The organism is Streptomyces sp. NPDC002156, from assembly GCF_053593675.1.
Genome location: NZ_JBSFDA010000043.1, coordinates 12525 through 25294, shown reverse-complemented (window position 1 = coordinate 25294; position 12770 = coordinate 12525). Strand labels below are relative to the sequence as shown.

Below are 12770 nucleotides of genomic sequence, written 5' to 3'. Positions count from 1 at the left end.
CAGGGGCGGACGGACGGGATCAGGCCTGTATCTCGGGCGCGTACGTGCCGAAGCTCCAGATGTTGCCCTCGGCGTCGCGGGCCATGTAGTCGCGCGAGCCGTAGTCCTGGTCCGTCGGGGGCATCAGGATCTCCGCGCCGTGCTCCACGGCCTGCTGGTGGTGTGCGTCGACGTCGTCCACGACGACGTACACCCCGCACGGGCCCGCGCCCTTCATCGCCTTGTCGAAGACACTGCCGGTGCCCTTCGAGCCGAGCATCACCGCGCCGTTCCCCTGCACCAGCTCGGCGTGCAGCACCGAGCCGTCCTCCCCCTCGTACACCGACGCCTCGGTGAAGCCGAAGGCCTCCGTGAGCTGCTTGATCGCTGCTTTCGCGTCCGCGTACACCAGCGTCGGATAGATGCTGGGACGCCCGCCGCCCGCGCCTGCCATGCCCATCACTCCCTCGCACCGGAACCGGAGACCGGGAAGCCGGAATCCGGAAAAATCGTCTGCGCCCAGTCTGGCACCGACCACTGACAACGCCCCGTCGGGAAGCCCACGGCGAAGATCGCTCCCGGCTCGAACGCCAGAGCGCAGGAAAAGTGCTTGCACGACCCCGTTAGACTGGCCCCCATGGCCTGTCTCCTCGCGCATTAGACGGCGGGAACGCCCTCAGTCGTCCACCCCGCCAACAACCCTGCCCTGGAGTCTGTCCGTGATCTCCGCCTCCGGTATCGAGCTGCGCGCCGGCGCCCGTGTCCTCATCGAGTCCGCCACCTTCCGTGTCGCCAAGGGCGACCGCATCGGCCTGGTCGGCCGCAACGGCGCCGGCAAGACCACCCTCACCAAGGTCCTGGCGGGCGAAGGACAGCCCGCCGGCGGCACCGTCACCCGCTCCGGCGAGGTCGGCTACCTCCCGCAGGACCCCCGCACCGGCGACCTGGACGTGCTCGCCAGCGACCGCATCCTCTCCGCCCGTGGCCTGGACATCCTGATCCGCAAGATGCGGGAGAACGAGCAGCGCATCGCCAACGGCAGCGGCGCCACCCGCGAGAAGGCCCTCAGGCAGTACGAGCGCCAGGAGACGGAGTTCCTCACCAAGGGCGGGTACTCCGCCGAGGCCGAGGCCGCCACCATCGCCGCCGCGCTGAGCCTGCCCGACCGCGTGCTCGGCCAGCCGCTCCATACGCTCTCCGGCGGTCAGCGCCGCCGTATCGAGCTGGCCCGCATCCTGTTCTCCGACGCGGACACGCTCCTGCTCGACGAGCCCACGAACCACCTCGACGCCGACTCGATCGTCTGGCTGCGCGACTACCTGAAGACGTACCGCGGCGGCTTCATCGTGATCTCCCACGACGCCGACCTCGTCGAGACGGTCGTGAACAAGGTGTTCTATCTGGACGCCAACCGCTCCCAGATCGACGTCTACAACATGGGCTGGAAGCTCTACCAGCAGCAGCGCGAGGCCGACGAGAAGCGCCGCAAGCGCGAGCGGCAGAACGCCGAGAAGAAGGCCGCCGCCCTGCACTCGCAGGCCGACAAGATGCGCGCCAAGGCCACCAAGACGGTCGCCGCGCAGAACATGGCCAAGCGCGCCGACCGGCTGCTCGCCGGGCTCGACGCGGTCCGGGTCTCCGACAAGGTCGCCAAGCTGCGCTTCCCGGAGCCCTCGCCCTGCGGCAAGACCCCGCTCATGGCGGAGGGCCTGTCGAAGTCGTACGGCTCCCTGGAGATCTTCACCGACGTCGACCTGGCCATCGACAAGGGGTCGAGGGTCGTCATCCTCGGCCTGAACGGCGCCGGCAAGACCACCCTTCTGCGGCTCCTCGGTGGCGCCGAGAAGCCCGACACCGGCGAGGTCATCGAGGGCCACGGCCTCAAGCTCGGCTACTACGCCCAAGAGCACGAGACCCTCGACCCCGAGCGCACGGTCCTGGAGAACATGCGCTCCGCCAACCCCGACCTGGACCTGGTCGAGGTCCGCAAGACGCTCGGCTCGTTCCTGTTCTCCGGCGACGACGTCGACAAGCCCGCCGGCGTCCTCTCCGGCGGCGAGAAGACCCGCCTCGCGCTCGCGACCCTCGTGGTCTCCTCCGCGAACGTCCTGCTCCTCGACGAGCCGACGAACAACCTCGACCCGGCCAGCCGCGAGGAGATCCTCGGCGCACTGCGCACGTACAAGGGCGCCGTCGTCCTCGTCACCCACGACGAGGGCGCCGTCGAGGCCCTCCAGCCGGAGCGGATCATCCTGCTCCCGGACGGAGTCGAGGACCTCTGGGGAGCCGACTACGCCGACCTGGTGGCCCTCGCCTGACCCCCGCGCGACCACGATCCAGTGGTCACGATCACGTGATCGAATCGCTGATCCACTCCCTATGGATCATTCGGCCGATCCGTGATCCATCATCTGTGTGAGATCTCCTCATACCGAGGTGTGTCCTACATCCATTTCACGGCCGGGCCCTTCATCGACAAGGGCCCGGCCGTCGCACGTTCCTGACCAGGCAATTCGCGAAACAACTCGTTCGGCCGTACGGACAACACGCTCCGGAATTACTAATTCCGCTTGTGGGGATGCGCTCCTGTCGTCAAAACCTTGCCTCACGGACCTTGCCGAATGGGTGGCCATGAGGCGCTTGAGGGGTGATCATGAGAGGAACCAGAGCGCACTTCCCACGAGGAGGCACGGGTGGCCGAGACTCTGAAGAAGGGCAGCCGGGTAACCGGCGCCGCGCGCGACAAGCTCGCGGCAGACCTGAAGAAGAAGTACGACTCCGGTGCGAGCATTCGAGCGCTGGCCGAGGAAACCGGTCGCTCGTATGGCTTCGTACACCGGATGCTCAGCGAGTCGGGCGTCACGCTCCGTGGGCGGGGCGGGGCGACCAGGGGCAAGAAGGCCGCTTCGGCCTGACCCCGGCGACTCGTCGGCTTCGATGGTGGCCACCCGGTCGGTCGGCTGACCGGCCGGGTGGTTACTGTGCAGTCACTTAGCTCTACTCGGCTCTGCTGACCGCACACATCGGAGGCGCCCCCATGGCTTCGCCCGAAAAGGACCCCCTCGGTCCCGTACTCGACAAGGACGGCGTCCGGCTCACCGTCGACGACTCGATCGCCACGGTGACGCTGACCAACCCGGCCAAGCGCAACGCCCAAAGTCCCGCGCTGTGGCGGGCGTTGGCGGAGGCCGGGCGGTCACTGCCGGGCACCGTGCGTGTCGTCGTGCTGCGTGCCGAGGGCAAGTCGTTCTCGGCCGGCCTTGACCGGCAGGCGTTCACGCCCGAGGGGTTCGACGGCGAGCCGTCGTTCATCGATCTCGCGCGCAGCGACGACGCCACGCTCGACGGCACTATCGCCGAGTACCAGGAGGGTTTCACCTGGTGGCGACGGAGCGACCTCGTGTCCATCGCCGTCGTGCAGGGGCATGCCGTCGGCGCGGGCTTCCAGCTCGCGCTCGCCTGTGACCTGCGCGTCGTCGCCGACGACGTGCAGTTCGCCATGCGCGAGACCAGCCTGGGCCTGGTCCCCGACCTGACGGGCACCCATCCGCTCGTCGGCCTCGTCGGCTACGCCCGCGCCCTGGAGATCTGCGCGACCGGCCGCTTCGTCGCGGCCGAGGAGGCCGTGAACACGGGCCTCGCCAACATCGCCGTACCGGCCGAGCGGCTCGACGACGCCGTACGCGACCTGTCGACCGCGCTGCTCGCCGCGCCCCGCGACGCCCTCATCGAGACGAAGGCGCTGCTGCGGGGCGTCCAGGGCCGGACGTACGACGAACAGCGCACCGCCGAGCGTGCCGCACAGGCGCGCCGACTTCGGGACCTGGCGGGCGTCGGCGACTGAGCCTCCGGCACGCGCGCGTGAGGGCTGGTCCTGGACGTGAAGGCGGGCACGGGCGCGCTGAGCCTTCGACACGCGCGCGGGTGAGTGCCGTCACCGGGCCGCCGCGGCATCCGCACTGCCGAGCCTTCGGCGCGCGTGCGGGTGAGAGAGGGACATGCCGCCGGTGCCGAGGACGTTGACCGGGCCTTCGGCACGCGCGCGGGGGAGGGGTTCGACCAGCGTCTACCCGGGACACCAGTCGGTGTCCGCGGTAGCGGGGTAGCGCCCGCGCTCACTGTGCTCCGGCCGTGGAAGCGGCCCGCGAGATGGGCGTACCGCACTACCGTCGGCACGGTGACCGTCGCCCAGAACCCCGCCCTGCGCTCCCTCGTCTGCCTCCGCTGCGGCGCCCGCCACCGCGTGGCGGATCTCCCGCGCGGCTGCCCGGCCTGTCTCGCGGGCGGCACTCCCGCCAACGTGGCCTGCGTGTACGAACCCGCCAAGGGCTCGTCCGGCGTACAACTGCCGTACACCGTGCCCTTCACCCTCGGCGAGGGCCGGACCCCGTTGCTGCGCGCCGACAACGACCTGGACGTCGATCTGCGGCTCAAGTGGGAGGGCGCCAACCCGACCGGCTCGCACAAGGACCGCTTCAGCGCGCTCGCCGTCGCCCGGGCCCTGTACGCCGGCTACCGGGCCGTCGCCGCGGCCTCCTCCGGCAACGCGGGCGTGTCCCTGGCCGCCTACTGCGGACGCGCCGGTCTCGGCTGCGAGATCGCCGTCACGGACGACATCCCCGAGCGCGTCGCCACACTGATGCGTGACCTCGGCGCCCATGTCGTCTCCTTTCCCCGGGCGGCGGCACGGTGGCGGCATCTCGCCGCGCACGTGGGTTCGCCGACCGTGCTGCCGGTCACCAACTTCCAGCTGCCGCCCGTCGGCAGCAGTGCGTTCGGCATCGAGGGCTACAAGACGCTCGCCGCCGAGATCCTCACCGATCTGGCGGGCGCCTGGCCGGACTGGGTGGTCGTCCCGACCTCGCGCGGGGATCTGGCCTGGGGCATGTATCTGGGCTTCCGCGAGGTGTGCGGGGAGCGTCCGGTGCCCCGGCTGTGCCTGGTCGAGCCGTACCCGAGGGTGTCGGCCGTCCTCGACGGCGCCGATCCGTACGGCGACTTCCCGGGCGCGACCGCCGTGATGCCGTCCCTCGGGGGCAACTCCGTGGCGCTCCAGGCGGTGGAGGCCGTACGGCGTTCCGGCGGGCGCGCGCAGGTGGTGGACGACGACACGGTGACCGCCGAGACCCACCGGCTGTGGCGCACAGGTCTGCCACTCGAACCGAGCAGCGCGGCGGCCCTGGTGGCGGTCGCCGACGCGCGCGTCTCCGGGGCGATCGAGCCCGGCTCACTGGTGGTGGCGGTCGCGACGGCTCACGGCCTCAAGGGAATGTGACGGACGCCGGAGCACTGCCCGGCCCCCCGCGCGCTTCGCCTGCCTGCCACATCCCCGGCGCGCGTCCGTCGGACCCCGCCTACTGTGGATTGTGGAGGACGACCGAAAGGGATGTACGGCGATGACCGACACGACCCCGAGGAAACGGCCGGAGCGGCCCGAGAGCGAGGGCAACGACCCGACGCCCACCCAGCTCCGTAAGACGAACGTCACCAAACGCGGCGGCGGCGACCCCGCCGACCGGGGACGCACCACGATCGCCGACGGTGTCGTCGAGAAGATCGCCGGGCTCGCCGCCCGCGACGTCCTCGGCGTGCACGCCATGGGCAGCGGCTTCTCCCGGACCTTCGGCGCGGTCCGCGACCGGGTGCCCGGCGGCGGCTCCAAATCCGTCACCAGAGGAGTGAAGGCCGAGGTCGGCGAGGTGCAGACCGCTCTCGACCTGGAGATCGTCGTCGAGTACGGCGTCTCGATCGGCGACGTCGCCCGGGCCGTACGCGAGAACGTCATCGCGGCTGTCGAACGCATGACCGGCCTCGAAGTCGTCGAGGTCAACATCGCGGTGACCGACGTGAAGCTGCCCGAGGAAGAGGAAGAAGAGTCCGAGCTCCGTCTGCAATGACGGATTCGGGGCATCGGCAAAAGGACCGGGAAGGAACCGGGAAGGCAGGCAGCATGAGCATCGCCGTCATCGGCATGATCGCCGGAATGGCGCTGGGATTCGCCGGATACTTCGGCGGCTTCGGCGCGTTTCTGCTGGTGGCCGCCCTGGGCGCCCTCGGCTTCGTCATCGGCCGGTTCCTGGAGGGCGACCTGGACCTCGGCGACTTCTTCCGCACCCGTAACGACAAACGGCGGTGAGGTCCTGTGACCGATGAGCAGCCCGGGCAGCCACGTACGCCCGGTACGGCCACGATGGCGGTGCCGCCGGGCGAGCGCGGCGCCACCCGGATCGCCGACCGGGTCGTCGCGAAGATCGCCACGCAGGCGGCCCGCGAGGCGCTGGCCGGGCTGCCCCCGGACGCGGTACCCCCGCACGCCACGGTCGTCGTCCACCACGACAGGGCCCGCGTCCGAGTGAGCCTCGAACTCCAGTACCCCTCCGACATCGGTGGCCAGTGCGCGACGGTGCGTCGTCGGGTCGCTTCGCGGGTAGAGGCATTGGCGGGAATGGAGGTGCCGGAGGTCGCCGTCGAGATCGAGCGGCTGCACCTGGCACAGACGCACGGCGTGACACCGGGGAAGGCACAGGGGAGGACGCGATGAGCGAGCCCCAGGGCTCCGACGGCTCCGAGAGCACCCAGCGACTGCCAGTACTGGAGAAAGAGAGCGACACGGCGGCCGACACCACCGGACTGGGCCAGTCCTCGTCCGCCGCCGCTTATGACCCCTTGCCCACCCTCGCCGACGGGGAGGACAGGAACGGCCGCTTCTGGTCGGCGCGCAGAGTCCCCGCGACAGTCCTCGCACTGCTCCTGCTCGTCGGCGCGGGCGCGTTCCTCTACGACATCACCGCGGTACGGGCCGACCGCCCGGCCATGAGCTGGCGGAAATCGCTGGCCAGGCAGCTCGCGGAACGTCCCCTCGACGACACCTGGGTCCTGGTCGGTGCCGGGATCGCCGTCGCCCTCGGCGCCTGGCTGCTGATCCTCGCGGCCACGCCGGGCCTGCGCGGTGTCCTGCCGATGCGGCGCACCCACGTGGACGTCCGGGCCGGCCTGCACCGTGCCGCCGCCGCGATGGTGCTGCGGGACCGGGCCGTGGAGGTGTCCGGCGTGCAGTCGGTCCAGGTCCGGATGACCCGCACCAGGGCCGACGTCCGCGCGGTCTCCCACTTCCGCGAACTCGACGACGTACGGGCCGACCTGGACGACGTGCTCGCCGACGCGATCAGGGGCCTCGGCCTGTCCCGGCCGCCCGCCCTGTCGGTGCATGTCGGCCGCCCCGGCCGGAAGAAGGGGTGAGGACGGATGCAGCGCATCGTCAACCGCGTCCTGCTGGGGCTGGCGGGCCTGGCCCTGATGGTGACGGGCGGCTCGGTCCTCGCGATCGGCCTGGGCGGCAGCTGGCCGACCTGGTGGATCCACGACGACAAGAAGGACGTCCTGCTGAGCAGCGCGGAACGCACCCACTACCGGGACGCCGGCTGGTGGTGGCCGACGGTACTCGCGATCCTGGCCGCGCTGGTCCTGCTGTCCCTGTGGTGGCTGGCTGCGGTCCTGCGCCGACGCCGCCTGACCGAGGTCCTGGTCGACACGGGCGACGGCGAGGGGGCCCTCCTGCGAGGCCGGGCCATGGAGAGTGCGGTGGCAGGAGAAGCGGCCCGCCTGGAGGGCGTGGCACGGGCCCAGGTAACCCTCACGGGCCGCCGCACGGCCCCCGAGGCCCGAGTCCAACTCCTCCTCCAGCCCCACGCGTCCCCAGGCGACGCGGTAGTCCGCCTCACAGCCGAGGCCCTGACCAACGCCCGCGACTCGGCAGGCCTCAAGTCACTCCCGACAGAGGTCAGCTTGAGGGCGGTCAAACACTCGGCAGAAAGGGTGAGCTGAGGCTTTTAGGGGCGCGGGGAACTGCGCGACAAGCCACGACGCACCCGCAGACGCATAACTACAGGTCCATTCAGAACCCGTGCCGCATCCCCCCATCAACAGGCACCATCACCCCGGTCAAGTAACTGGCCGCAGGCGAAAGCAAAAACGCGGCGGTACGCCCGAACTCCTCCGGCCTCCCATACCGCCGCAACGGAATCCGCGACTCATTGGCGACCCGAGTAGCCTCAGGATCCGCCGACAACCCGTCCAGCTCGCGCACGCGATCCGTATCGATCCGCGCCGGCAACAACCCCACCACCCGAATCCCCCGAGGCCCCACCTCATCCGCGAGCGACTTCGCAAACCCCGCAAGCCCGGGCCGCAGCCCATTGGAGATGGTCAGCCCAGGAATCGGCTCGTGCACCGACCCCGACAGCACGAACCCGACAACTCCCCCCTCCTCCAGCTCCGCCACGGCCGTACGAGCCAGCCGCACCGCACCCAGGAACACGGACTCGAACGCGGCCGTCCACTGCTCGTCCGTGCTGTCGGCGACGAACCCGGGCGCGGGTCCGCCCACGCTGACGAGGATGCCGTCGAACCGCCCGAAGTGCTCACGGGCCACCGCGACGAGCCGCTCCGCGACCTCCGGGTCGGAGTTGTCGGCGGCGACACCCACCGCCCCGGGGCCCAGCGCAGCCGCCGCCTCCGCGACCGTCTTCTCGTCCCGTCCGGTGATGACCACCTTCGCGCCGTCGGCGACCAGCTCGCGTGCGGCGGCGTTGCCCAGTCCACGGGTGGCTCCGGTGACGACGTACACCCGGTCCTTCAGTCCAAGATCCATGGTCCCTATCCTGCCCGGTCCTCGCCGTACAGGGCGAGGGCCGTGTTGACGAGGCCGATGTGGCTGAACGCCTGCGGGAAGTTGCCGAGCTGCCGGCCGGCGACCGGGTCGTACTCCTCCGCGAGCAGCCCCACGTCGTTGGTGAGGCCGACCAGGCGTTCGAACAGCTCGCGCGCCTCCTCCGTACGGCCGATCATGTGCAGTGCGTCCGCCAGCCAGAAGGAGCAGGCCAGGAAGACACCCTCGTCACCGGGCAGCCCGTCGACCACGGGACCTTCCGTGCTGTAGCGGCGTACGAATCCGCTCTGCCCCAGCTCGTCGCGGACGGCGTCGACGGTCCCGACGATCCTCGGGTCGTCCGGCGGCAGGAAGCCGACGCGCGGCAGGAGCAGGACGGCGGCGTCGAGTTCGCGGGAGCCGTAGAACTGGGTGAACGTGTTGCGCTCCGGGTCGTACCCGCGTTCGCACACCTCCTGGTGCACCTCGTCGCGCATGGCCCGCCAGCCGTCGATGTCGCCGTCGCTGAGCTTCGGGTTGAGTTCGAGCTGACGCACCGCGCGGTCGGCGGCCACCCAGGCCATCACCTTCGAGTGCACGAAGTGCCGGCGCGGCCCGCGCACCTCCCACAGCCCTTCGTCGGGCTGCCGCCAGGTCTTCCGCAGGAACTCCATGAGCGCGACCTGCACGCGCCACATGTGCGGCTTGGACGGCAGTCCCGAACGCCGGGCCAGCGCCAGCGAGTCGATGACCTCGCCGTACACGTCGAGCTGGAGCTGGCGTACGGCCGCGTTGCCGATCCGGACCGGGGCCGAGCCGCCGAACCCGGGCAGCCAGCCCAGCTCGAACTCGGGCAGCCTGCGTTCACCGCCGAGCCCGTACATGATCTGGAGGTCCGCCGGGTCGCCCGCGACCGCGCGCAGTAGCCAGTCGCGCCAGCACTCGGCCTCCTCGTGATAGCCCACCGACAGCAGCGCGTTCAGGGTGAGCGTGGAGTCGCGCAGCCAGCAGTAGCGGTAGTCCCAGTTGCGTACGCCGCCCAGTTCCTCGGGGAGCGAGGTGGTGGGGGCGGCCACGATGCCGCCGGTCGGCCCGTACGTCAGCGCCTTCAGGGTGATCAGCGAGCGCACGACGGCATCCCGGTGCGGCCCGTCGTACGTACAGCGCGCCGACCAGGCCTCCCAGTCGGCTACGGCCGTGTCCAGCGCCTCGTACGGGTCGACGAACGGCGGATGTGCCTCGTGCGAGGGATGCCAGGTCAGCACGAAGGCGACCCGCTCGCCCTCCGAGACCGTGAATTCCGAGTACGTGGTGAAGTCCCGCCCCCAGGTGCGCACCCCTTCCTCGGTGCGCAGCCACACCGCGTCCGGCCCGGCGACGGCCACCCGGTGCCCGTCCTTCCGGCGCATCCACGGCACGATCGACCCGTAGTCGAAGCGCAGTCGCAGTGTGGAGCGGACGGTCACCTCGCCTCGTACGCCCTCGACGATCCGTACGAGATCGGGGGCGACGTCGCGCTGTGGCATCAGGTCGGTGACGCGGACCGCGCCCTCGTCGGTCTCCCACTCGGTGTCGAGGACGAGGGTGCCCGGCCGGTAGCCGCGCCGGACGCATCGGTCGGCGCCCTCGGGGGCGATCCGCCAGTGCCCGTTGCGTTCGTCGCCGAGCAGCGCGGCGAAACAGGCGCCGGAGTCGAAGCGGGGCAGACAGAGCCAGTCGACGCTGCCGTCCATGCCGACGAGCGCGGCGGTCTGGTGGTCGCCGACGAGGGCGTAGTCCTCGATGCGAGGGATGTGGGGATCGCGGTGGTTCCGGTGAGGGTGCACGTCGGGCGGGTTCCCTGCACACGGCATGTGCATTCGGGCGTGAACGTCCCGTCCCTCGCCGAGAGTCCTCGATTACGTCACACGGCGGCGGGTTCGCCGTCCGGCGACTCCTGTGCCTCACGCGCCGCCGACTCGGCCGCGGCCTCCGCCAGGTCGCGGCGTTCCCGGCGCACCAGGATCACCCAGCCCAGGGGGACGGCGGCGGAGAACAGCCACCATTGGATGGCGTAGGCGTAGTTCAGCGCGGCGTTCTCGTCGCCCGGCTTGCCGAGCAGTTCGGGCGTGTCGCCCTTCGGTTCGGGTGTCGTCAGCACGATGTAGCCGCCGAGCACCTCGGCGCCGAGGCGGCGGGCCTCCTGCTCGCTGTTGATCAGCATGATCTGGCGGTCCGGCAGGCCCTTGAGGTCCTTGATGCCGCTCGCCGCGGTCGTCTCGGCGGGCATCAGCCGTCCGGTGACGGTGATCTCACCCTTGGGGGGCGCCGGGATGCTGGGGAACGCGGTCTGGCTCGGGCCGTCCGCGGGGATCCAGCCGCGGTTGACCAGCAGGACCTTGCCGTCGTCGAGGACGAAGGGGGTCAGGACGTGGTAGCCGACCTCGTCGTCGGAGTTGGTGCGGCGCCGGACGACGACCTCGTCGTCGGTGTCGAACCGGCCCTTCGCGCTCACCGTGTGGTACCGCTCGCCGGTGGTGACGGTGTGTCCGGGGGAGGTCAGCTTCTCCACGGGCACCGGGTCGGCGGACAGCGCGTCGGCGACCAGCTGGTTGCGGGCGGTGCGCTCTTCGTAGCGGTGCATCTGCCAGATGCCCAGCCTGATCATCGTGGGGATGAGGAGGAGGGCGACCAGCGTGAGGATCACCCACTGCCGGGACAAGAGGAAGCGGTACACCCCACTGACGGTACAACTCGCCCGTGGGGTGCATTGAGGGGGGTACGGACTCGGCTCAGACTTTGTCGATGATCCCGACCCTCCCCTCCGCGCGGGCGCAGTGCGCCCCGCAGTACCAGTGGCCGTCGGCCTCCACGCCCTGCCCGATGATCTGGACACGGCAGTGCTCGCAGATGGGTGCCATGCGGTGGATCGCGCAGGAGAAGCAGTCGAAGACGTGCACCGCGCCCTGCGCGTGCACCTCGAAGGTCATGCCGTAACTGTTGCCGCAGACTTCACAGGTCGCCATGCGCCACAGGGTGGGCCGTCGGTGGCGCCCGAGCGAGACCGTGCCGGGCGAGTCGGGCGCCAATCACCCGTCCGTACGGTCATCCCTCCGCCGCCGGTTCCACGTCCCGCAGCAGCTGACCGAAGGCCGCCTCGTCGACGACCGGGGTGCCGTACTGCCGGGCCTTGACCACCTTCGAGGTCATGGAGTCGGGGTCGTTGGTGACGAGCAGGCTGGTCAGCCGGGACAGGCTCGTCGCGACATGCAGGCCCGCCTCGACTGCCCGGTCCTCCAGCAGGTCCCGCTCGACCGAGGTGTCCCCGGAGAACGCCACCCGCATGCCCTGCTTCAGCGGCCTGCCGTCCTCGTACCGCCCCGGGTTCGGGTACGGACACGCGGGCCGCTTGCGGGACGGCCGCCAACTGGTCGGCTGGTAGCCGCCGTAGCCCCCGGAGGCCTGCCGTCCGATCTGGGGCCGCGCGGCACCGGCCGTGGACGCCGACCACTCCGTCAGCGGCCGGCACTCCAGCAGCGGCAGCCGTACGCCGCCCCGGGCAGCCGCGTGCAGACTGGGCCGGAACGCCTCGGCGAGCACGCGCGCGTCGTCCAGGGCGTGGTGGGCGCGCTGCTGGACGACCCCGTAGTGCGCGGCGAGCGTCTCCAGCTTGTGGTTGGGCAGCGGCAGCCCCAGCTCCTTGGAGAGCGCGATGGTGCACAGCCGCTGGCGCACCGGCGCCTCGCGCTCCGCGCGCGCGTACTCCCGGGCGATCATCGACCAGTCGAAGACCGCGTTGTGCGCGACGAGCACGCGGTCGGCGAGCCGGGACGCGAACTCCTCGGCGATCTCGACGAAGAGGGGCGCGCCCTCCAGCACGTCACTCGTCAACCCGTGGATCCACACCGGCCCGGGGTCCCGCTCCGGATTGACGGTCGTGTACCAGTGGTCCTCGACCTCACCGCGCGCGTCGAGCCGGTAGACGGCTGCGGAGATTATCCGGTCGTCCCGGGACAGACCGGTGGTCTCGACGTCAACGACCGCGTATCCCTGGGGATATGCGGTCGGCCACGGTACTGGGGACGGCGTCGGCGTGAGGTCTTCGAGCATGGTCACAGAGAATACGGGCCGCGACTGACACTCCGTCGGCCGCCCGGTTGGTGGA

At 70.8% G+C, this 12770-nt stretch carries 15 protein-coding genes; 9 read left to right on the top strand and 6 right to left on the bottom strand.

The genetic code is table 11. The features are described from left to right. Window positions 1-19 precede the first annotated feature (19 nt). A complete protein-coding gene (locus ACWCRB_RS19545) occupies window positions 20-433 on the bottom strand; it encodes a VOC family protein (RefSeq protein ID WP_450997240.1) in 414 nt (137 codons plus the stop codon). Between the two features lie 265 nt (window positions 434-698). Here ACWCRB_RS19545 and ACWCRB_RS19540 point away from each other — a divergent pair, with 265 nt between their 5' ends. The 9 genes from ACWCRB_RS19540 to amaP all read left to right on the top strand — a co-directional run bounded on the left by ACWCRB_RS19540 (window position 699) and on the right by amaP (window position 7803). Continuing rightward, window positions 699-2297, top strand: coding sequence for an ABC-F family ATP-binding cassette domain-containing protein (locus ACWCRB_RS19540; RefSeq protein ID WP_450997239.1), 1599 nt, complete (start codon window positions 699-701; stop codon window positions 2295-2297). Between the two features lie 375 nt (window positions 2298-2672). After that, a complete protein-coding gene (locus tag ACWCRB_RS19535) occupies window positions 2673-2894 on the top strand; it encodes a helix-turn-helix domain-containing protein (RefSeq protein WP_006123601.1) in 222 nt (73 codons plus the stop codon). Window positions 2895-3016: 122 nt separating this feature from the next. After that, window positions 3017-3823 carry an enoyl-CoA hydratase/isomerase family protein gene (locus ACWCRB_RS19530; RefSeq protein ID WP_369033769.1) on the top strand — a complete coding sequence of 269 codons (807 nt, stop codon included), beginning with the start codon at window positions 3017-3019 and terminating at the stop codon, window positions 3821-3823. Between the two features lie 333 nt (window positions 3824-4156). Next, window positions 4157-5254, top strand: a complete 1098-nt coding sequence (locus ACWCRB_RS19525; RefSeq protein ID WP_450997238.1) for a threonine synthase — start codon at window positions 4157-4159, stop codon at window positions 5252-5254. A 121-nt stretch (window positions 5255-5375) separates the two neighbouring features. Next, window positions 5376-5876, top strand: a complete 501-nt coding sequence (locus ACWCRB_RS19520) for an Asp23/Gls24 family envelope stress response protein (RefSeq protein WP_450997237.1) — start codon at window positions 5376-5378, stop codon at window positions 5874-5876. 53 nt (window positions 5877-5929) lie between these two features. Beyond that, the gene (locus ACWCRB_RS19515; protein WP_450997236.1) at window positions 5930-6115 is read left to right on the top strand and encodes a hypothetical protein; all 186 of its coding nucleotides are present in this window, start codon (window positions 5930-5932) and stop codon (window positions 6113-6115) included. Between the two features lie 54 nt (window positions 6116-6169). Next, window positions 6170-6520: an Asp23/Gls24 family envelope stress response protein gene (locus ACWCRB_RS19510; protein WP_450997254.1), complete on the top strand. Its 351-nt coding sequence runs from the start codon at window positions 6170-6172 to the stop codon at window positions 6518-6520. Further along, window positions 6517-7218, top strand: a complete 702-nt coding sequence (locus ACWCRB_RS19505; RefSeq protein ID WP_450997235.1) for a DUF6286 domain-containing protein — start codon at window positions 6517-6519, stop codon at window positions 7216-7218. The genes ACWCRB_RS19510 and ACWCRB_RS19505 overlap by 4 nt, the downstream gene beginning before the upstream one ends. Window positions 7219-7224: 6 nt before the next feature. After that, on the top strand, window positions 7225-7803 hold the full coding sequence (amaP, locus tag ACWCRB_RS19500) for an alkaline shock response membrane anchor protein AmaP (protein WP_450997234.1): 579 nt from the start codon (window positions 7225-7227) through the stop codon (window positions 7801-7803). Between the two features lie 70 nt (window positions 7804-7873). On the opposite strand, the gene ACWCRB_RS19495 is transcribed toward amaP, so the two are convergent. From ACWCRB_RS19495 to ACWCRB_RS19475, 5 genes are all read right to left on the bottom strand, one after another. After that, window positions 7874-8629, bottom strand: coding sequence for an SDR family oxidoreductase (locus ACWCRB_RS19495; RefSeq protein WP_450997233.1), 756 nt, complete (start codon window positions 8627-8629; stop codon window positions 7874-7876). Window positions 8630-8634: 5 nt separating this feature from the next. After that, window positions 8635-10485: a glycoside hydrolase family 15 protein gene (locus ACWCRB_RS19490; protein WP_450997232.1), complete on the bottom strand. Its 1851-nt coding sequence runs from the start codon at window positions 10483-10485 to the stop codon at window positions 8635-8637. A gap of 44 nt (window positions 10486-10529) precedes the next feature. Next, a complete protein-coding gene (locus ACWCRB_RS19485) occupies window positions 10530-11342 on the bottom strand; it encodes an SURF1 family cytochrome oxidase biogenesis protein (protein WP_450997231.1) in 813 nt (270 codons plus the stop codon). 55 nt (window positions 11343-11397) lie between these two features. Next, window positions 11398-11631, bottom strand: a complete 234-nt coding sequence (locus ACWCRB_RS19480) for a hypothetical protein (RefSeq protein WP_369033760.1) — start codon at window positions 11629-11631, stop codon at window positions 11398-11400. A gap of 79 nt (window positions 11632-11710) precedes the next feature. Continuing rightward, window positions 11711-12715 (bottom strand): DEDDh family exonuclease, encoded by a 1005-nt coding sequence (locus tag ACWCRB_RS19475; RefSeq protein WP_450997230.1) that lies wholly within the window; start codon window positions 12713-12715, stop codon window positions 11711-11713. Window positions 12716-12770 lie beyond the last annotated feature (55 nt).

What these genes read in the sequence shown, in the direction of transcription:
- ACWCRB_RS19515 (WP_450997236.1), top strand. Translation starts at nt 5,930, where the DNA reads ATGAGCATCGCCGTCATCGGCATGATCGCCGGAATGGCGCTGGGATTC.
- ACWCRB_RS19475 (WP_450997230.1), bottom strand. Translation starts at nt 12,715, where the DNA reads ATGCTCGAAGACCTCACGCCGACGCCGTCCCCAGTACCGTGGCCGACC.
- ACWCRB_RS19505 (WP_450997235.1), top strand. Translation starts at nt 6,517, where the DNA reads ATGAGCGAGCCCCAGGGCTCCGACGGCTCCGAGAGCACCCAGCGACTG.
- ACWCRB_RS19520 (WP_450997237.1), top strand. Translation starts at nt 5,376, where the DNA reads ATGACCGACACGACCCCGAGGAAACGGCCGGAGCGGCCCGAGAGCGAG.
- ACWCRB_RS19510 (WP_450997254.1), top strand. Translation starts at nt 6,170, where the DNA reads ATGGCGGTGCCGCCGGGCGAGCGCGGCGCCACCCGGATCGCCGACCGG.
- ACWCRB_RS19480 (WP_369033760.1), bottom strand. Translation starts at nt 11,631, where the DNA reads ATGGCGACCTGTGAAGTCTGCGGCAACAGTTACGGCATGACCTTCGAG.
- ACWCRB_RS19490 (WP_450997232.1), bottom strand. Translation starts at nt 10,485, where the DNA reads ATGCACATGCCGTGTGCAGGGAACCCGCCCGACGTGCACCCTCACCGG.
- ACWCRB_RS19495 (WP_450997233.1), bottom strand. Translation starts at nt 8,629, where the DNA reads ATGGATCTTGGACTGAAGGACCGGGTGTACGTCGTCACCGGAGCCACC.
- ACWCRB_RS19530 (WP_369033769.1), top strand. Translation starts at nt 3,017, where the DNA reads ATGGCTTCGCCCGAAAAGGACCCCCTCGGTCCCGTACTCGACAAGGAC.
- amaP (WP_450997234.1), top strand. Translation starts at nt 7,225, where the DNA reads ATGCAGCGCATCGTCAACCGCGTCCTGCTGGGGCTGGCGGGCCTGGCC.
- ACWCRB_RS19545 (WP_450997240.1), bottom strand. Translation starts at nt 433, where the DNA reads ATGGCAGGCGCGGGCGGCGGGCGTCCCAGCATCTATCCGACGCTGGTG.